This window comes from Microbacterium sp. MDV22-iso44 (assembly GCF_058629135.1).
This window is the reverse complement of sequence record NZ_JBZVWS010000003.1, coordinates 509,433-526,347: the sequence shown is the minus strand read 5'-3', so window position 1 is coordinate 526,347 and position 16,915 is coordinate 509,433. Positions and strand designations below refer to the sequence as shown.

The 16,915-nt window shown below is 69.7% G+C and carries 18 protein-coding genes; 6 read left to right on the top strand and 12 right to left on the bottom strand.

The features are described 5' to 3' along the window. Positions 1–357 precede the first annotated feature (357 nt). A complete protein-coding gene (gene guaB / locus AC4NN1_RS12735; RefSeq protein WP_018187253.1) occupies positions 358–1,860 on the bottom strand; it encodes an IMP dehydrogenase in 1,503 nt (500 codons plus the stop codon). A gap of 229 nt (positions 1,861–2,089) precedes the next feature. On the opposite strand from guaB, the gene AC4NN1_RS12730 reads away from it, so the two are divergent. The 4 genes from AC4NN1_RS12730 to AC4NN1_RS12715 are packed head-to-tail and all read left to right on the top strand — an operon-like array spanning position 2,090 to position 6,181. Beyond that, on the top strand, positions 2,090–3,409 hold the full coding sequence (locus AC4NN1_RS12730; RefSeq protein WP_491955521.1) for a branched-chain amino acid ABC transporter permease: 1,320 nt from the start codon (positions 2,090–2,092) through the stop codon (positions 3,407–3,409). A gap of 6 nt (positions 3,410–3,415) precedes the next feature. After that, a complete protein-coding gene (locus AC4NN1_RS12725) occupies positions 3,416–4,396 on the top strand; it encodes a branched-chain amino acid ABC transporter permease (protein WP_018187255.1) in 981 nt (326 codons plus the stop codon). Then, on the top strand, positions 4,386–5,417 hold the full coding sequence (locus tag AC4NN1_RS12720) for an ABC transporter ATP-binding protein (RefSeq protein ID WP_018187256.1): 1,032 nt from the start codon (positions 4,386–4,388) through the stop codon (positions 5,415–5,417). Before AC4NN1_RS12725 ends, AC4NN1_RS12720 begins: the two co-directional genes overlap by 11 nt. Beyond that, positions 5,414–6,181: an ABC transporter ATP-binding protein gene (locus tag AC4NN1_RS12715; protein WP_491955520.1), complete on the top strand. Its 768-nt coding sequence runs from the start codon at positions 5,414–5,416 to the stop codon at positions 6,179–6,181. The genes AC4NN1_RS12720 and AC4NN1_RS12715 overlap by 4 nt, the downstream gene beginning before the upstream one ends. A 169-nt stretch (positions 6,182–6,350) precedes the next feature. On the opposite strand, the gene AC4NN1_RS12710 is transcribed toward AC4NN1_RS12715, so the two are convergent. The 3 genes from AC4NN1_RS12710 to groES form a co-directional block, all read right to left on the bottom strand. Beyond that, positions 6,351–7,709, bottom strand: coding sequence for an ABC transporter substrate-binding protein (locus tag AC4NN1_RS12710; RefSeq protein ID WP_491955519.1), 1,359 nt, complete (start codon positions 7,707–7,709; stop codon positions 6,351–6,353). Positions 7,710–7,865: 156 nt separating this feature from the next. Further along, positions 7,866–8,804, bottom strand: coding sequence for an EamA family transporter RarD (rarD, locus tag AC4NN1_RS12705; protein WP_491955518.1), 939 nt, complete (start codon positions 8,802–8,804; stop codon positions 7,866–7,868). 137 nt (positions 8,805–8,941) lie between these two features. After that, positions 8,942–9,238: a co-chaperone GroES gene (gene groES, locus AC4NN1_RS12700; protein WP_017203655.1), complete on the bottom strand. Its 297-nt coding sequence runs from the start codon at positions 9,236–9,238 to the stop codon at positions 8,942–8,944. A gap of 151 nt (positions 9,239–9,389) precedes the next feature. Between groES and AC4NN1_RS12695 the strand changes: the two genes are divergently transcribed. Continuing rightward, on the top strand, positions 9,390–10,589 hold the full coding sequence (locus AC4NN1_RS12695) for a THUMP-like domain-containing protein (protein WP_491955517.1): 1,200 nt from the start codon (positions 9,390–9,392) through the stop codon (positions 10,587–10,589). A 1-nt stretch (position 10,590) separates the two neighbouring features. On the opposite strand, the gene AC4NN1_RS12690 is transcribed toward AC4NN1_RS12695, so the two are convergent. From AC4NN1_RS12690 to AC4NN1_RS12655, 8 genes are read right to left on the bottom strand one after another with little or no spacing between them, the layout of a single operon-like run. After that, complete coding sequence (locus AC4NN1_RS12690) at positions 10,591–11,085, bottom strand: hypothetical protein (RefSeq protein ID WP_363454716.1); 495 nt, start codon at positions 11,083–11,085, stop codon at positions 10,591–10,593. Further along, a complete protein-coding gene (gene tsaD, locus AC4NN1_RS12685; protein WP_491955516.1) occupies positions 11,082–12,140 on the bottom strand; it encodes a tRNA (adenosine(37)-N6)-threonylcarbamoyltransferase complex transferase subunit TsaD in 1,059 nt (352 codons plus the stop codon). Before tsaD ends, AC4NN1_RS12690 begins: the two co-directional genes overlap by 4 nt. Position 12,141: 1 nt before the next feature. After that, positions 12,142–12,639, bottom strand: a complete 498-nt coding sequence (rimI, locus tag AC4NN1_RS12680) for a ribosomal protein S18-alanine N-acetyltransferase (RefSeq protein WP_491955515.1) — start codon at positions 12,637–12,639, stop codon at positions 12,142–12,144. Beyond that, a complete protein-coding gene (gene tsaB / locus AC4NN1_RS12675; RefSeq protein ID WP_491955514.1) occupies positions 12,636–13,304 on the bottom strand; it encodes a tRNA (adenosine(37)-N6)-threonylcarbamoyltransferase complex dimerization subunit type 1 TsaB in 669 nt (222 codons plus the stop codon). Before tsaB ends, rimI begins: the two co-directional genes overlap by 4 nt. Before the next feature lie 39 nt (positions 13,305–13,343). Then, complete coding sequence (gene tsaE, locus AC4NN1_RS12670; protein ID WP_491955513.1) at positions 13,344–13,847, bottom strand: tRNA (adenosine(37)-N6)-threonylcarbamoyltransferase complex ATPase subunit type 1 TsaE; 504 nt, start codon at positions 13,845–13,847, stop codon at positions 13,344–13,346. Next, positions 13,844–14,959 carry an alanine racemase gene (gene alr, locus AC4NN1_RS12665; RefSeq protein ID WP_491955512.1) on the bottom strand — a complete coding sequence of 372 codons (1,116 nt, stop codon included), beginning with the start codon at positions 14,957–14,959 and terminating at the stop codon, positions 13,844–13,846. The genes tsaE and alr overlap by 4 nt, the downstream gene beginning before the upstream one ends. A gap of 23 nt (positions 14,960–14,982) precedes the next feature. Further along, on the bottom strand, positions 14,983–15,339 hold the full coding sequence (locus tag AC4NN1_RS12660) for a holo-ACP synthase (RefSeq protein WP_065570889.1): 357 nt from the start codon (positions 15,337–15,339) through the stop codon (positions 14,983–14,985). 53 nt (positions 15,340–15,392) lie between these two features. Next, on the bottom strand, positions 15,393–16,013 hold the full coding sequence (locus tag AC4NN1_RS12655; protein ID WP_491955511.1) for an arsenate reductase/protein-tyrosine-phosphatase family protein: 621 nt from the start codon (positions 16,011–16,013) through the stop codon (positions 15,393–15,395). A 70-nt stretch (positions 16,014–16,083) separates the two neighbouring features. Between AC4NN1_RS12655 and AC4NN1_RS12650 the strand changes: the two genes are divergently transcribed. Beyond that, positions 16,084–16,896 (top strand): CPBP family intramembrane glutamic endopeptidase, encoded by an 813-nt coding sequence (locus AC4NN1_RS12650; protein ID WP_491955510.1) that lies wholly within the window; start codon positions 16,084–16,086, stop codon positions 16,894–16,896. Positions 16,897–16,915 lie beyond the last annotated feature (19 nt).

The following is a 16,915-nucleotide window of genomic DNA, read 5'->3' as shown; positions in this document are numbered from 1 at the left end:
TTCTCAAGGATCGGATGCTCCCACACCACCCCGCAGGGCTTCGTAGTGAGGCAACTTCTCTACCTTAGGACGAGGCTCTGAAACCGTCAAACCCGACACGCCGATGATCTCGAGAGATCGTGGAGTTCGGATGACGGCGGAGAGCACGTCCCGATGACCCGTCCTAGACCTGAGGTCAGACCCAATCGCAGAGCGACAGTTTCTTCTTGGAGGGGGTGGTCCGCCAGCTTGAGGGGGCGGCGGGCTTTTCAGCCTCTCGCTCTTCCCTGTGGGGCGAACAAGTAATAAGTTACGCGGGGATCGGGGACTCGGCAAATTTGCCTCGCATCCCGGGCGTGTCGAGCCCCCGGATCCCTATCAGCGCTTGTAATTCGGCGCTTCGACGACGATCTGCACGTCGTGCGGGTGGGACTCCTTGAGGCCCGCCGAGGTGATCCGGACGAACTTGCCTCGGGCCTTGAGCTCCTCCACGGTGCGCGCGCCGACGTAGAACATCGACTGCCGCAATCCCCCGACCAGCTGATAGGCGACGGCGGAAACCGGTCCGCGGTACGCGACCTGTCCCTCGATGCCTTCGGGGATGAGCTTGTCGTCACTCGGGACGTCCGCCTGGAAGTAGCGGTCCTTCGAGTACGAGGTCTTCTTGCCGCGCGTCTGGAGCGCACCGAGGGATCCCATCCCCCGGTACAGCTTGAACTGCTTGCCGCCCTGGAACACCACTTCACCCGGCGACTCATCCGTGCCGGCGAGGAGAGAGCCGAGCATGACGGTGTCGGCGCCGGCGACGAGCGCCTTCGCGATGTCACCTGAGTACTGGAGTCCGCCGTCTGCGATGATCGGGACGCCGGCTTCCCGCGCGGCGAGGGATGCCTCGTAGATCGCGGTGACCTGCGGGACGCCCACGCCGGCGACGACGCGGGTCGTGCAGATGGACCCCGGTCCGACGCCGACCTTGACGGCATCCACTCCCGCGTCGATGAGAGCCTGCGCACCCTCGCGGGTGGCGACGTTCCCTCCGATCACGTCGATGTGCGCGAACGACTCGTCCGCCTTGATGCGCTTCACCATGTCGATGACACCGGCCGACTGACCGTTGGCCGTGTCGACCACGATGACGTCGACCCCGGCATCCCGCAGCGCCTCTGCGCGCTCCCACGCGTCCCCGAAGAAGCCGATCGCGGCTCCCACACGGAGTCGTCCCTGGTCGTCCTTGGTGGCGAGCGGATACTTCTCGCTCTTATCGAAGTCCTTGATGGTGATGAGGCCGGCGAGCTTGCCGTCGTCGTCGATGAGCGGGAGCTTCTCGACGCGATGGTGCGCGAAGAGGGCGATCACCTCGTTGGCCCCGATTCCCACGTGCCCCGTGACGAGACCCTCGACGGTCATGACGTCGCGCACCTTGGTGGTCTGACGCTCGAAGCCCGAGACGAAACGCATGTCGCGGTTCGTGACGATGCCGACGAGCTTGCCGTCGTCGTCGATGACCGGGAGTCCCGAGATGCGGTACTGACCGCACAGGGTGTCGACCTCTTCGATGGTCGCGTCGGGAGTCGTCGTGATCGGGTCGGTGATCATCCCCGACTCGCTGCGCTTGACGCGATCGACCATCTTGGCCTGATCGGCGATGGAGAGGTTCCGATGGATGATGCCGATACCGCCCTCGCGTGCGATGGCGATCGCGAGGCGGGCCTCGGTGACGGTGTCCATCGCGGCGGACAGGAGCGGAGTCGCGACGGTGATGCGCCGCGTGACCCGGGAGGAGGTGTCGGCCTCGGACGGGATGACGTCCGTGTGGCCGGGCAGCAGGAGGACGTCGTCGTACGTCAGTCCCACGAATCCGAACGGGTCGTTGTGCTCCATGTGCTCTCCTGCGTCGATCGGCTTGTCTGAATTCTAAGGCGCACGAGCCTCGATTCATTCCCCGCGTGCGTCGCCCTTGATATAAGGAGCACACGAGGTCGCGCGAAACGACGGAGTGTCGATGGTTGCGGCAGGGAAACACACCGGCAACAATCGCTGGATACGGTCGTGTGGCGCCGGGGGCACCCGTACCTCTGCGCGCTGGCCATGCTTCAACCAGGAGGTGTCGGTGACGACCACCCGCTCTGTGCGCGCCCACGATCGATGGCGACGCGCACTCGTAGCCCTTATCGCCGGAGTCTTCTCCGGCGCTCTGCTGTTCGGGCTGGCGAATCCCGCCGCCGCCGACACGCAGAGTCCGGAGACCTTCCCGTTCGCGGTGCAGGGCAACGTCCGTGTCGCCGGCGACCCCGTCGAAGGCGCGACGGTCGTCGTGACGGGCGGCGAGTACACCGGCGAGGCGAAGACGGCGGCCAACGGCTCGTGGCGTGTGCCGGTCCCGACGAAAGACGTCCCCTACACGGTCGAACTCGTGAAGGACTCGCTTCCGAGCGGAGTGGCCGCTCCGGAAGGGTTCGCGTTCACGCAGGAGGTGACGTTCGGCCCGACGAGCAACGTCACCCGGAACTTCACCCTCGGGGCGGCGGAGCGCACGACGACGTCGTTCCTCGATCAGTTCCTGTCCCGCGCGGTCAACGGCCTCAACTTCGGACTCATGCTCGCCCTGGCGGCGATCGGCGCCTCGCTGGTGTTCGGCACCACGGGTCTCTCGAACTTCGCGCACGGCGAGATGGTCACGTTCGGCGCACTCGCCGCGCTCTTCTTCTCCGTCGCGGTCAACATCCCGATCTGGGTCGCGATCCCCCTCGCGGTGGTCGCCTCGGCGCTCTTCGGCTACGGAATGGATGCCGGACTGTGGCGGCCGCTGCGCCGCAAGGGGATCGGCACCGTGCAGCTCATGATCGTCTCGATCGGCCTCTCGCTCGCGCTGCGCTACATCTTCCAGATGTTCGTGGGCGGTGGCACGGTCAACCTGCCGGGCAGGGCGACGGCCAACATCCCCGGCCTCGGACCCATCAGCCTGTCGGTCACCGACGTCGTCAGCATGGCCGTCTCGGTCGTCGTTATCATCGCGTTCGCCTTCTGGCTCATGAGGACCCGCATCGGACGGGCGACCCGTGCCGTATCCGACAACCCGTCGCTCGCCGCGGCGAGCGGCATCGATGTCGACGCCGTCGTCCGCATCGTGTGGGTGATGGCGGCCGCGCTGGCCGGACTCTCGGGTGTGCTCTGGGCCTACTTCCGTCCCGGCATCAAGTGGGACATGGGCACCAGCATCCTGCTGCTGGTCTTCGCCGCGATCACGCTGGGCGGTCTCGGCACCGCGTTCGGCGCGCTCGTCGGCTCGATCATCGTGGGTCTGCTCGTCGAGGTCTCGACGCTCTGGATCCCCTCCGACCTGAAGTACGTCGGCGCGCTCGTCGTGCTGATCGTCATCCTCCTGTTCCGTCCGCAGGGTCTCCTCGGACGCCGAGAGCGAATCGGATAACGGCTCATGGACTTCCTGCAGATCCTCAACAACACGGCGGCTCAGATCCTGTCGCCGGTCACGCTCGGCTTCGTCCTCGCGGCCATCGGTCTCTCGGTGCACTTCGGTTTCGCCGGGCTGCTCAACATGGGTGTCGCCGGCTTCATGGCGATCGGCGCCTATGGCTTCGCCATCTCGACGCTCACCTTCGGCCTGCCGTGGCCCGTCGCGGCTCTCGTCGGCCTCGTCGGGGCAGTCCTCTTCTCGATCGTCATGGGCATCCCGACGCTGCGCCTCCGCGGTGACTATCTGGCCATCGTCACGATCGCCGCGGCGGAGGTGGTGCGCCTGCTGTTCCTGACGGCGACCTTCCGCGAGACGACGGGATCGGCCGACGGCCTGGTCGGTTTCCAGGCCGACTTCCGCGCCAGCAACCTGCTGCCCCCGGGACGCTACGGCTTCGGTCCGTGGACGTACCAGTCGGACCAGTGGTGGGTGATCATCATCGGCATCATCACGATCGCGATCGTCGTGACGTTGGTCTGGCTGCTGATGCGGAGCCCGTGGGGCCGCGTCATCCGCGGCATCCGTGAAGACGAGGACGCCGTCCGCTCGCTCGGCAAGAACGTCTTCGCGTTCAAGATGCAGGCGCTCATCGTCGGCGGCGTCATCATCGCCGCGGGCGGCATCGTGACCGCCCTCGGCACGAACGTCAACCCGAACGTCTACGTGACGTCCCAGACGTTCTACGTGTGGACCGCGCTGCTGCTCGGCGGCGCCGCCACGATCTTCGGCCCGGTGCTCGGCGCGGTGCTGTTCTGGGTCGTCCGCGCGTTCCTCTCGAACCTCCTGCCCGCGCTGTCGAAGATCGGCGTCCTGCCGTTCCTGACCTCCGAGCAGAGCCAGATGCTGGTGTTCGTCCTCGTGGGTGTCGCCCTCATGGTCCTGGTGATCTTCCGGCCACAGGGAATCCTCGGAAGCAAGAAGGAGCTGACCTTTGTCCGCTGACGTCGCACCCCCCGCACCGCGTCCCAAGGCGACCGGCCTCCACAAGGGCGAGATCCGTCCGGGCGTGGAGAAGGTCGATCCGATCATCGTCGCCGACGGCGTGAAGCGCATCTTCGGCGGACTCACCGCCGTGGACGTCGACCACGTCGAGATCCCCCGGAACGCCATCACCGCCCTCATCGGACCGAACGGCGCCGGCAAGACCACGCTGTTCAACCTCCTGACCGGCTTCGACAAGCCGAACCAGGGTCAGTGGTCGTTCGACGGGACCAACCTCGCCGGGATCCCCGCCTTCAAGGCCGCTCGCATGGGCCAGGTCCGGACCTTCCAGCTGACGAAGTCCCTGGGGCTCCTGACCGTGCTCGAGAACATGAAGCTCGGCGCGCCCGGCCAGGGCGGCGAGAGCATCTGGCGCGGCATCCTCCCCTTCCTGTGGCGCAAGCAGGAGAACGAGATCGAGGAGAAGGCCCGTGGCCTGCTCGCGCGGTTCAAGCTCGACGCCAAGGAGAAGGACTTCGCCGCGTCGCTGTCGGGCGGGCAGCGGAAGCTCCTCGAGATGGCCCGCGCGCTGATGAGCGACCCGACCCTCGTCATGCTGGACGAGCCGATGGCCGGTGTGAACCCCGCACTGACGCAGTCACTGCTCGACCACATCCTCGACCTGAAGGACCTCGGCATGACCGTGCTCTTCGTCGAGCACGACATGCACATGGTCCGCCACATCGCCGACTGGGTGATCGTCATGGCCGAGGGCAAGGTCGTCGCCGAAGGTCCGCCCGACACCGTCATGAAGGAGCAGGCCGTCATCGACGCGTACCTCGGTGCGCATCAGGATGTCGACCTGGGCGTCGTGACGGGCCGCTACGCCGGTGAGCTCACCCCCGAGGCGGAGGAGCTCCTCGAGGCACAGCACGAGCTGCAGGAGGCTGTCGAGGCAGACGCCACGACCCACGCCGCGGAGGATTCCTCGGCGCCAGGCACGCCCGCACGCGCTGCGGACCGGACGGAGGACGACAAGTGAGCGACACCGCAGCATCCCCCGTCGGCGGCACCACGACCAGGGCGACCGAGAACGTCGTCGAACTCCGGGACGTCCACGCCGGATACCTTCCGGGCGTCAACATCCTCAACGGCGCGAACCTGACCGCCGCGAAGGGCGAGCTCATCGGCATCATCGGCCCCAACGGCGCCGGCAAGTCGACCATGCTGAAGGCGATCTTCGGACAGGTGAAGATCCGCTCCGGAGCGGTCACGCTCAACGGCGAGGACATCACCGGCCTGCGCGCGAACAAGCTCGTCTCCAAGGGCGTCGGATTCGTGCCGCAGACCAACAACGTCTTCCCCAGCCTGTCGATCGCCGAGAACCTGCAGATGGGCGCCTACCAGCGCCCGAAGGTCGTGGCGGAACGGATCGACTTCGTGACGTCGATCTTCCCCGACCTCTCCAAGCGTCTGCAGCAGCGTGCGGGGTCGCTCTCGGGCGGCGAGCGACAGATGGTCGCCATGGGTCGAGCCCTCATGATGGACCCCTACGTCCTGCTGCTCGACGAGCCGTCGGCCGGACTGTCGCCGTCGCGTCAGGACGAGGCGTTCCTGCGGGTCTCGGAGATCAACAAGGCCGGCGTCACCACGATCATGGTCGAGCAGAACGCACGTCGTTGCCTGCAGATCTGCGATCGCGGCTACGTCCTCGACCAGGGGAGAGACGCCTACACGGGCAGCGGGCGCGAGCTCCTGAACGACCCCAAGGTCATCGGCCTGTACCTGGGCACGCTCGGGACCTGACCGCTCCGCACAGCGACGCACCATGCCCCCGGCCTGCAGGCCGGGGGCATCGTCGTTCGCCCGGACGACGCGGATGCACCGTCGCCGATCTGTATGATCGCCGCGCGCACGAGAGAGCGGCCCCGGTCCGAAGACCGGGGCCGCTCGAGTACGTCAGCGGCGGATCAGATCAGCCGAGGTTGAGGAACGAGTAGTTGTTGTCCTCGCCGTACTGGAAGATGCCGATCGTGGCGCCCTGGGGGTCGCCCACCTTGTCGAAGGTGATCGGACCGGAGACACCGTCGTAGTCGGCTACCTCACCGGCGTTGATGATGTCGGCGCACTCGGCGTAGCTCGTGCACTTCTTGCCGTCTCCGGTGCCACCGGAGACCTGCTGCAGGTGCGCGGCGACGTCGGGGCCTTCGGCCGATCCGGCTTCGAGGGCGGCCAGAGCGAGCAGGATGACCGCGTCGTACGACTCGGGGCCGTACGTGAAGTCCTTCAGCTCGGACTTGCCGGTACCGGTCCAGTACGAGTTGAGGTCCTCGCGGAAGGTCGCGGTGCTGGTCGGGTCGACGGCCGGGTACGTGCCCTTGGCGCCTGTCAGGGTGCCGGCGTCGAACTCGTCACCGAAGTTGGCGAGGTTGCCGTCCACGAAGTACATCTTGTCCTTCGGGAAGTCGGCGGCCACCAGCTCGGGGATGATCGTCTTGACCTCTTCGAACGTGATCAGCGCGATCGCGTCGGGGTCGGCCGCGAGGACCGTCTCGACCTGCGACGAGAAGTTCGTGTCGCCCGTGTTGTACAGGGCGGCCGAGACGACGGAGCCGCCGGCATCTTCGAACGCGGCCTTCGCGAAGCACGCGAGACCGGTGCCGTACGAGTCGTTGAGGATGATCATGCCGACCGTCTCAGCGCCGTCACCGGCGATGAGGTTGCCGAGCACCTGGCCCTGCAGCACGTCGGAGGGGGCGGTACGCCAGTAAAGGCCCTTGTCCTTGTAACCCGTGAAGGCGGCCGAGGTGTTGGCGGGCGAGAACTGGATCGCGTCGGCGGCGATGACCTGGTCGATGAACTGCAGCGACGTGCCGGACGAGGCGGCGCCGACGATCGCGGTGGCGCCGGCGTTCAGCAGACGCGGGATCTCGGTCTCGTACGCCTTGTTGTCGGTGTCACCCGAGTCACCCTGCTCGAGGTTGATGGTGACGCCCTTGTCGGCCTTGTTGACCTCGTCGGCGGCGAACTCGGTGCCGGCGATCTCGGGCGGGCCGAGGAAGGCGAGGTTGCCGGTGACGGGCAGGGCCGTGCCGATCGTGTACGTGAGGTCCTTCGCCGGACCCTTGGAGGTGGACGCGTACTCCGGCGTGTAGGACGCGGGCGCTGCCTTGTCGCAGTCCACCGGGAAGTCTGCTTCAGCAGCAGGGGCGGCGGCGCTCGAGCCGGCGGGTGCGGGTGAGCCGGAACAACCGGCCAGGACCAGTGCGCTCGCGCCGATCAGGGCGAGTGCGCCCATGACCTTTGCCGTGCGCGATCGGGTGAGAACGCTCATTGTGCTCCTTGCTGTGGTGACACGAGTCGGATCGGGTCCGGCCCGGTGTGATCAACCTAGCGGGGAGGTCGTCTCGCGAGTGTTGCCGTTCGTTAACGATGTGTAACGAGGTGGGCACGCTCCCATAACGGTCGGGAAAGCGGCATCCGATGCGGTTCAGACAGGGTCGGGAACGGCTGTCACGGCGCGCGTGCGCTGGCGACGCGAGGCCAGGAGCGAGTCGACGGCGAACACCGCGATCGCCACCCAGACGAGCCCGAATCCGATCCATCGCTCGAACGGCATGGGTTCGTGCAGGATGAGCACGCCCGTGAGGAACTGCATGATCGGCGCGATGAACTGCAGGATGCCGACCACGGTCAGCGACGTGCGTCGGGCTCCGGCGGAGAAGAAGAGGAGCGGGATCGCCGTGATGGCTCCGGCCAGGAAGAGCAGGATCGTGTGGCCGGTGCCCTCGCGCCCCATCGTGAGCCCCGACGTCACTCCGACCGCGACGAGCTGGATGACGGCGATCGGCACGAGCCAGAAAGACTCGAGCGTGAGGCCGCTGACGGCATCCACCGACGGTCCGATGCGCTTCTTCACCAGCCCGTAGGTCGCGAAGCTCGCGGCGAGGGTCAGGGCGATCCACGGCACGTTGCCGACCGCCACGATGATGACGACGACAGCCGCGGCGGCGATGCCGACGGCGGTCCACTGGGCGGGGCGCAAACGCTCCTTCAGCACGATCACGCCGAGGAGCACGGTGGCGATCGGGTTGATGAAGTAGCCGAGGCTCGTCTCGACGACGTGACCCGTCAGGGTGCCGATGAGGAAGACCTGCCAGTTGACGTAGATCAGGAGACCGGCGACGAGGGTCCAGAGCAGGAGCCGACGATCGCGGAGGATGACGCGCATCCGCCCCCAGCCGCGGGTGACCGCGATCAGCGCGACGCAGAAGACGAGGCTCAACACGATGCGCCAGCCGACGACCTCCCACGGCGTCGTTGGCGCAAGGCTGACGAAGTACAGCGGGAGGAAACCCCAGAGCACGTACGCCGAGAAGACGAAGATCCCCCCGAGGGACTTCTCGCGGGCGGTCTCCTCGGGTGTCATGAGTACGAGCCTACGACGGTCATGACAGCTTGCGCGTCATGGCGACTGCCGACGTTCGCGCGGATACTGCCATCGGCACGGCAAAAGCACAGGGCCCGGATGCCGAAGCATCCGGGCCCTGTCGAAGGTGCTGCGTGTCAGCGGACGACGACCGCGAGGACGTCGCGAGCCGAGAGCACGAGGAACTCGTCGGCGCCGAACTTGACCTCGGTGCCGCCGTACTTGCTGTACAGGACGCGGTCGCCGACGGCGACGTCGAGCGGAACGCGGTTGCCGTTGTCGTCGATGCGGCCGGGGCCCACGGCCACGACCTCGCCCTCCTGGGGCTTCTCCTTGGCGGTGTCGGGGATGACCAGGCCACTTGCGGTGGTCTGCTCGGCCTCGACCTGCTTGATGACGATGCGGTCTTCGAGCGGCTTGATGGAAACCGACACGGTCTACCTCTTTCTTGCTGGTGGGGTCCTGCTTCAAGACTCATCAGCACTCGCTTGTCGAGAGTGCTAACGAAAGTCTAGGGCGCGGTTGGCACTCATGCAACGCGAGTGCCAACCGAGGTCCGGATGCCGCACGGCCTAGGCTGGCCGGATGGAACAGGCCGAGCTCACCGCCCTCCTGACCGCCCAGGGATTGCGCATGGTGGACGAGGTCGGACCCCTGGCATCCACCACCGAGGTCGCCGCCGCCGTCTCGCGCCTGCGCGCGGCCGGCCACTCCCCCGATCTCGTCTCGGCCGTCGTCGGCCAGGCCCACCTGCGGGTGCGCGCTGCGGCGAAGTTCGGCCCGTTCGCGGACCGCATGCTGTTCACCCGGGCGGGTCTCGAGCAGGCCACGCGGCTCGAGGTTGCTGCGCGTCACGCGGGGCGGTTCCGGGATGCCGGTGCGCACCGCGTCGCGGACCTCGGCTGCGGCATCGGGGGCGACGCTCTGGGGCTCGCGGGCATCGGCTTGGACGTGCTCGCGGTCGACGCGGACGAGACGACGGCCGCGCTCGCGGCGTACAACCTCGCCCCCTTCGGCGAATCGGTCACCGTGCGGCACGGCCGTGCCGAGGAGACCGACGTCGACGGGTGGGATGCGGTCTGGCTCGACCCGGCCCGGCGCACCGCCGGCCATTCCGAGACCTCGCGCACGGCGCCCGAGGACTGGTCGCCGTCGCTGGACTGGGCCTTCGACCTCGCAGGACGGATGCCTGTGGGCATCAAGCTCGGTCCCGGACTCGACCGCGACCTCATCCCCGACGACGTCGAAGCGCAGTGGATCAGCGTCGACGGCTCGACGGTCGAGCTCGTGCTCTGGTCGGGATCGCTGCGCCGCGAGGGCGTCCGCCGGTCGGCGCTCGTGCTGCGCGGCGGCAGCGCCGCAGAGCTCACCGCGCCCGGCGACACCGACGACGAGCCCGTCCGCGACCTCGGTGCGTTCGTCCACGAGCCCGAGGGCGCCGTCATCCGCGCGCGCCTCATCGGCGAGGTCGCACGGAGCCTCGACGCCGGCATGCTCGGCGGCGGCATCGCGTACCTCACCTCCGACACCCCGCTCACGAACCCGTTCGTCCAGTCGTTCCGGGTGCGCGAGACCCTCCCTCTCAAGACCGGCGCGATCGATGCGGCGCTTCGGAAGGCCGACATCGGCACGCTCGAGATCAAGAAGCGCGGCGTCGACGTCGACCCGGCGCAGTTCCGGCGCAAGCTCACACTGCGGGGTGCGGCATCCGCCACCCTCATCCTCACGCGGACGGGCGAGGGACGGGACGCGAAGCGGGTCGCGATACTGGCCGACCGGGTCTGACTCAGCCGACCAGGGCGCCCTGCGTTCCGGCCCACCACAGCCACCCGGCGCTGTACAGCAGGGACGCGATGCTGAGCCCGAGACCCCAGTACGCGGTCTCGCGCTTCTCCCACGGCCGGCGGAGGGCGAGGACCGCGAGGACGACGCCGATCATCCCGACCGGGAAGCCCCAGCCGACGAAGCACGCGAGGACGAGACCGAGCGCGCCGAACAGCAGCGACCAGCCCGCGCTCCGCGGCAGCACCGGCGCCGGCGGGATCCACCGCACGTCGGGCGAGGCTTCCTCGTCGGGGTCCGGGTGCACGGCGAGGGGCGGCGCGACGGGGAGCGGCTGGGTCAGCTCGCGCCGGAACCCGCCGCGGTGCGCCCCCGGGAGCGCGGAATCGGTCGGCGCGGACGCGACGTCGACGGACGGCGGCTCGACGACCGGACCCTGAGCTGAAGAGGCGGGGCCCCGTGACGGGGAGGCGGGGGGCGGCATCCGCTCGTCGGTCATGAGGACGTCGCCACCTGGATCGTCGTGACCGGCAGCGTGGAGTCGGCGCCGAAGGCGAGGGTCGAGGCCGGGCGGCCGCTCATGATCAGCTCCGAGGCGAGAGCGGCGATCATCGCTCCGTTGTCGGTGCAGAGCGAGAGAGGCGGGATGCGGACCGCGACCCCGGCGGCCTCGGCGCGCTCGAGCGCGACGTCGCGCAGACGCTTGTTCGCGATGACGCCACCGCCGAGCAGGAGGCGCGGCACGCCGTGGCGGGCGCAGGCGTCGAGGGCCTTCGTGACGAGGACGTCGACGACCGCTTCGCGGAAGGATGCCGCGACGTCGGGCACCGACACCGGTTGCCCCGTCGCCTCGTGCTGTTCGACCCAGCGCGCGACGGCGGTCTTGAGCCCCGAGAACGAGAAGTCGTACCGGTGCTCGGCCATGTCGGAGGCCCGGGACATGCCGCGCGGGAACCGGATGGCGTTCGGGTCCCCGGTGGACGCTGCGCGATCGATCTCGGGTCCGCCGGGGTAGGGCAGGCCGAGGATGCGGGCGATCTTGTCGAAGGCCTCGCCGGCGGCGTCGTCCATCGTCTCGCCGAGGAGCTCGACGCCCGAGACGAGGTCGCGGACGAGCAGGAGCGACGTGTGTCCGCCGCTGACGAGCAGGGCGACGGTCGGATACTCGACCTCGTCGCCGGTCAGGATGTCGGCGGCGATGTGGCCGACGAGGTGGTTCACGGCATAGAGCGGCCTGCCGAGGCTGACGGCGAGGGCCTTCGCAGCGCCGACGCCGACCATGAGCGCACCGGCGAGACCGGGACCGCTCGTGACGGCGACCGCGTCGATGTCGGCGAGGGTCACCTGCGCCTCGGCGAGCGCCGCCTCGATGGCGGGCTGCAGGGCCTCGAGGTGGGCGCGGGCGGCGACCTCGGGGACGACGCCGCCGTAGCGGGCATGCTCGTCCATCGAGCTCGCGATCGTGTTGGACAGCAGGGTGCGGCCGCGGACGATGCCGATGCCGGTCTCGTCGCAGCTCGTCTCGATACCCAGGACGAGGGGTTCGCGCGTCATGTCAGCACCAGCCCTTCCCGGCCGTCGGGGCAGCCGTGGTCCGTGCCTCCCAGGCGACGAGGTTCAGCTGCATGACGACCGCGTCGACATCGTCGGGCTGGTAGTACCGGGGGCGGCGGCCGACCTCGACGAAGCCCTCCGACAGGTACAGCGCCGTGGCGCCGGGGTTGTCGGCCCGCACCTCGAGGAACATCTCCCGCGCGCCGCGGCTGCGGGCGGTCGTCAGCAGCTCGCGCAGCAGCGCGCGCCCACGGCCGTGACCCCGCGCGTCGGCGGCGATCGCGATGGTCTGGATGTCGGCATCCGCTGCGCCCTGCACGGCCCGCACACCGCCGTAGCCGACGAGGCGACCGGCCTCGATGTCGACGACGTAGCGACCATGGGGCGAGGCGAGCTCGCCGGCCATGAGCGCATCGCTCCAGGCGTCGGTGGGGAACGAGGCGCGCTCGAGACGCATGATGTCGTCGAGGTCGTCGCCGGTGGCGGTGCGGAGGGTCACTGGCCGACCTTCTTCCGCGGGCCGGGCATGGTGACGTCGGGGGCGCGCAGGTACAGCGGCTCGCCGAGGTCCTCGACGCGGCCGGCGGCGACGGCGCGCGCCGCCACGAGGGCGACCATGGCGCCCGGGATGACCGTCGTGTCGCGACGCTCGGCGCTGTGTTCGGCGAGCGCGGCGTCGACGTCGTCGCGCTTCACGAGCGTTGCCTCGGTCACGCGCATCGGGAGCCCGTCGTCGTCGATGCCGTCGTAGACCGTGAACGCGAACTCCTTGCGTCGCGCGTCGGTGACGACCGCGAAGCGGGGGACGTCGGCGAACGGGTCGGCGAGCAGCACGGCGAGGGCGGCGGCATCGTGGCTCCGCACCGGGACGACCGGGATGCCGCGTCCCAGGGCGAACGCGCGCGCCGCCGCGATCCCGACCCGAAGCCCCGTGAACGGGCCCGGGCCCATGCCCGCGGCGACGTGGGTCAGGGCGACGGCCTCGGGAGCACCCGTCGCACCGATGGGGCCGTGCGCGGCATCCGTCATCGCCGTCTCGAGCAGCGTGCCGATGATCTCGGCGTGGCCGAGGGCGTCGGCGCTGGCGGCATCCGCTCGCACCGCACCGTCGGCGTCGATCACGGCGACGGCCGTGCCGAGGGAGGTGTCGATGCCGAGGATCACAGGATCAAGGGTATCCGGGCGGGCGGCGGCCGAGCGGCCTCAGGGGCGGCGCGTGACCGTCACGATGCGCGGGGCGGCGTCCTCGAGCTCGGCGGCGTAATGACCGGTGGTGCCGCAGGCGTTGTCGATGCCGGTGCCGCTCCACCCGCGTTCGATCTCGAGCTCCCACCATGTGTCGACGAGCCCGTCGACCATGTCGCGCCCCCACTCGACGATCGTGACGGCGTTGTCGGGGTCGAGGCCGAGGTCGTCGAGCTCGGCGGGCGAACCGAGCCGGTAGGCGTCGACGTGCACGAGCGGCGGGCCGCCGACCTCGGACGGGTGCGTACGTGCGATGACGAACGTGGGGCTCTGCACGGGACCGCGGATGCCGAGACCCGCACCGATCCCGCGGGTCAGGGTCGTCTTGCCCGCCCCGAGCGGACCGGTCAGCACGATGAGATCGCCGGAGGTCAGGACGGCGCCGAGCTCGCGGCCGAGGGCCTCCATGTCGTCCGGCGAGGCGATCTCGCGACGCCCCTCGAACTGCTCGATGCCGGTCACGACCGTACCTCCCGTCGCGGAACGCGCGGGCCGATGCGCGTGACGATCTCGTAGTTGATGGTGCTCGCCGCGTCGGCCCAGTCGGTCGCGGACGGCACGCCCGTGGCCGGGTCACCGAAGAGCACGGCCTCGTCGCCCACCTGCACGGGCTCGTCGCCCGCGTCGACGACGAACTGGTCCATCGCGATCCGGCCGGCGACGGGGAACGTGCGTCCGCCGATCGAGACGGGACCCGCGCCGGATGCCGCGCGCGGCACGCCGTCCGCGTAACCGATCGAGATGAGCGCGAGCGTCGACTCGCGCTCGGTGCGGTGCAGGTAGCCGTACGAGACGCCCTGGCCCGCGGGCACCCGACGGACGGCGGCGACGGACGCGCGGAGGGTCATGGCGGGGCGGAGACCGAGGTCCGCCGACGAGCGGTCCTCGAACGGTGACAGCCCGTAGATCGCGACGCCCAGACGGACGCAGCCCAGCCGCGCTTCGGGCAGGCCGATGGCGGCGTGCGAGGCGGCGATGTGGCGCAGTCGCGGCCGGAGACCTGCGGACTCGGCGGCGGCCTGGGCGACCGTGAAGCGCGAGAGCGCCGTGCGGTCGTCGTCGGACGACGTGTTGGAGAGGTGGCTGAAGATGCCGAGCACCTGGATGACGCCCTGACGCTCGTATTCCGCCGCTTCGGCGAAGACCGCCCCGTAGTCGGCGGGGGCGATGCCGTTGCGGCCGAGGCCCGTCTCGACCTTGAGCTGCACGGTCACCGGACGATCCGTCGATCCGGCGCGCGCGGCGGCGCGGAGCTGCTCGAGACTCGAGACGCCGAGCTCGATGTGCGCGGCGGCGGCCGCGGCGAAATCGGTGCCCGGCGCGTGCAGCCACGCGAGCACGGGCGCGTCGATCCCGGCATCCCGCAACTGGAGGGCCTCGGGGACGTCTGCGACCGCGAGACGGGCCGCTCCTCCGGCCAGCGCGGCGCGGCCCGAGCGCTCCGCGCCGTGACCGTACCCGTCGGCCTTGACCACGGCGATGACCTCGGACTCGGTGAGCCGTGCAAGGTGGCGGACGTTGTGCTCGATCGCGCCGACGTCGATGACCGCTTCGCGCGCGATGCCCTCTGACATCCGGTGAGGGAGGGGCATCCGGGTCATGACGCGGACTCCGCGATCACGTACGCCGTCGCGAGTCCCGCGTCGTGCGAGAGCGACAGGTGGACCGTGGCGATGCCGCGGCTCGCGACCGTGGCTGCGGTCTCGCCGGACAGGGCGAAGACGGGGCGGCCCGAAGGCTCGGAGGCCACCTCGATGTCGGTCCAGTGCACGCCCTCGGATCCGCCGAGCGCCTTGATGAGCGCCTCCTTCGCGGCGTAGCGAGCCGCGAGCGAGTGGGGCTTGAGGGTCTGCTCGGATGCCGTGAACAGCCGCGTCATGAGCTTCGGAGTGCGCTCGATCGAGCGCTCGAACCGCGGGATGTCGACGAGGTCGACACCGATTCCGATGATCATCCCGCCTCCTGTCGCCGCGCGCTACGGCATCAGATCAGGATATCGGGCGCGGCTCAGCCGACGGCGAGCCGCACGACGCGTTCGACGGCGTCGAGGCCGGGCGAGAGCTGCGCGTCCGAGCGGGCGTACGTCTCGCGGGAGCGGCCGTACGGGTCGACGACGTCGTCGTCGGTCGGGTCGACGGGCGGGAGGACGAGTCCCCGCTGCCCGCCGAGGACGGCGAGCGCGCCGCGCAGCCGGTCGCGAGGGTCGTCGCCGGTTGCGCCGGCCCTGATCGCGTCGTCGGATGTCGCGGCGGCGAGGCGCTCGAACTCACGGATCGTGAACGCGACGCGGAGCTTCGCCGGGGCGAGCTCGACGATCGCGCGGCGGTGGTCGCGGTCCATCGCGAGGACGAGGTCGGGCTCGCGCAGCAGCGCCTCGGTGAGGTAGCGCGATCCGTGCGCCGCGATCTGCTCGGTGGGCACCCCGTGGGCGACGGCGAGCTCGACGGCATCGCGCGGCATCCGATCGCCCTGTCGGGCGCGCACACCGGCGCTCGTCGCGGCGACGCCGAGATCCCCGAGGCGGTGCTGCAGGACGAGAGCGGCGAGCGGCGACCGGCAGATGTTGCCCGTGCAGACGGTGAGGATCTGAATCACGCGGAGCCCTTCGAGACGGATGCCGCGGCTCATCCCGCGCCCTCTGCGTGGCGGAACGGGGTCCCGCGACGGGACGCGGACGGGCACCCGATACGGTAGGCCCGTGCAGGATCAGCTTAGCGACGGCGACCCGTCCCCCCTCGCGGACGCCGAGGCGCCCGATCCCGCGCTCGAAGCGGACACTCGAGGGAAGCCGCACCGCCGCCGCGGCCGGCGCCGCCGCACCGACTGGCGGCTGGGAGGAACGGCCGTTCGCACGTGGAACGGCGGGCTGCTGATCGTCGCGCTCGTCAGTCTCGGCGCGGCCATCTTCGCGGGATCGCTCGTCACCCTGCTGTGGCGCTCCCCGTGGGCGCCGCTGGCGTCGACCGCGATCCTCTGGGTAGGGATGATCGCGCCGGTCGTGGTCGCGTTCCGCCGGGGACGTCCGGCCGGGCTGCTGCGGTTCCGACCGGCCGACCTCGTCTACGCGCTCACGCTCGGGCTCGCACTGCGCGTCCTCGACGGCTGGGTGACGGATGCCGCGTCGCAGCCGTTCCCCCGCGCGACGCTCACGCCGTACTGGCTGTGGACCGATGCGGTCCCGGCGGGGCTCGTCGGGCCGGTCGTGGAGGAGTTCTTCTTCCGAACCGTCATCCTCGTCGCGGTCTATTCGCTGCTGCGCCGCCCCGTCGGCCGCGCGTCAGCGGCGATCGCCGCGGTCCTGGTCTCGACGGCGAGCTTCATCCTCATCCACGTCGTCGACGGGTCGCTTCCGCTCAGCGAGTCCATCTCGCTGGGCGCGGTCGGCCTCGTGTGCGCGACTCTCGTCATCCTGACGGGACGCATCTGGGGTGCCGTGCTCGTGCACCTCGTCTACAACGTGACGATGCTGTTGCTGATCGCTGCCGGATCGGTCGTCGCGACCGGGCAGTGATGCGCCCCACCCGCGGCCG

Coding starts and splice junctions, on each gene's coding strand:
- AC4NN1_RS12725 (WP_018187255.1), top strand. CDS start 3,416: ATGGACTTCCTGCAGATCCTCAACAACACGGCGGCTCAGATCCTGTCG.
- tsaD (WP_491955516.1), bottom strand. CDS start 12,140: ATGACGCGCGAACCCCTCGTCCTGGGTATCGAGACGAGCTGCGACGAG.
- AC4NN1_RS12690 (WP_363454716.1), bottom strand. CDS start 11,085: ATGACCGACGAGCGGATGCCGCCCCCCGCCTCCCCGTCACGGGGCCCC.
- alr (WP_491955512.1), bottom strand. CDS start 14,959: ATGTCAGAGGGCATCGCGCGCGAAGCGGTCATCGACGTCGGCGCGATC.
- AC4NN1_RS12710 (WP_491955519.1), bottom strand. CDS start 7,709: ATGAGCGTTCTCACCCGATCGCGCACGGCAAAGGTCATGGGCGCACTC.
- rarD (WP_491955518.1), bottom strand. CDS start 8,804: ATGACACCCGAGGAGACCGCCCGCGAGAAGTCCCTCGGGGGGATCTTC.
- guaB (WP_018187253.1), bottom strand. CDS start 1,860: ATGGAGCACAACGACCCGTTCGGATTCGTGGGACTGACGTACGACGAC.
- AC4NN1_RS12660 (WP_065570889.1), bottom strand. CDS start 15,339: ATGATCATCGGAATCGGTGTCGACCTCGTCGACATCCCGCGGTTCGAG.
- AC4NN1_RS12695 (WP_491955517.1), top strand. CDS start 9,390: ATGGAACAGGCCGAGCTCACCGCCCTCCTGACCGCCCAGGGATTGCGC.
- AC4NN1_RS12655 (WP_491955511.1), bottom strand. CDS start 16,013: ATGAGCCGCGGCATCCGTCTCGAAGGGCTCCGCGTGATTCAGATCCTC.